We start from the raw sequence: 799 nt of genomic DNA, 5'->3' as shown, positions 1-799 counted from the left end.
GTAGAAGTTTTGGTTCTTGAAGGCCCTCGAGAACTTAAGGATCAAAAAATCCGAATCCGACCTGATGTTGTTACTTCATGCGTTACGATCGGACGAAAAAAGGGATATTTGGCCATAGCAAACAAACTGGCTTCACAATCGAAGCAAATTTTCGTTGCTTTGGTGTTCGAAAGAAGTTGGCTTGATCACATCATCGGGATGGTAGGCGCTGATCCATATTATTTCCCAGGTGACAGGTCCGTGGGTTTCTGATGCCCGAATCTGGCCGCCTCCAATTCCCCGAACCCACATTCCGTCACCCTGAACTTGTTTCAGGGTCCATTTCTCCAAGTTCACAGGCTGTGATTGGGGCGGGGTCGATGCTGAAACGAGTTCAGCATGACGGGTATAGGGTGTCAGTCGCTTATCGGGGCCAAACCCAGATTTACCGCGAGATCAACCCATTGCGGATTTTCCGATTCAATCAGGTTGATCTTCCATTGGCGGTGCCAGTTTTTCAGTTGCTTCTCTCGCGTGATCGCACTGGTTATGTCGTGGAACATCTCAAAGCGGACAAGGCGATATACCGCATATTGCGACGTATATCCGGGCGTCAGTTGGTTGCGGTGCTGGTAAAGGCGCTGGATCAGGTTCGACGTTACGCCAATGTAGAGCGAGCCACAGGGCTGGCTGGTGAGTATGTAGACGCAGTGTTGTTTCACTTGTCGCACCGGAGGTATATGGGCGCACGATGGGCCCTGAAACAAGTTCAGGGTGACGCATTCAGGGGTATTGGCCGTTACTGATAATCCGCATCTTA

The 799-nt window shown here is 50.4% G+C and carries 2 protein-coding genes; one reads left to right on the top strand and one right to left on the bottom strand.

Annotated elements, in window-relative coordinates:
* A partial coding sequence (locus V7665_RS13640; RefSeq protein ID WP_335665077.1) for a hypothetical protein occupies positions 1-252 on the top strand: 252 nt, incomplete at its 5' end.
* 143 nt (positions 253-395) lie between these two features.
* On the opposite strand, the gene V7665_RS13635 is transcribed toward V7665_RS13640, so the two are convergent.
* Positions 396-701, bottom strand: coding sequence for a GIY-YIG nuclease family protein (locus V7665_RS13635; protein WP_335665078.1), 306 nt, complete (start codon positions 699-701; stop codon positions 396-398).
* Positions 702-799 lie beyond the last annotated feature (98 nt).

The sequence above is a fragment of the Parasphingorhabdus sp. genome, from assembly GCF_036964675.1.
Lineage (GTDB): Bacteria > Pseudomonadota > Alphaproteobacteria > Sphingomonadales > Sphingomonadaceae > Parasphingorhabdus.
The sequence above is the reverse complement of the archived record's forward strand: the minus strand, read 5'-3'. Positions and strand labels throughout refer to the sequence as shown.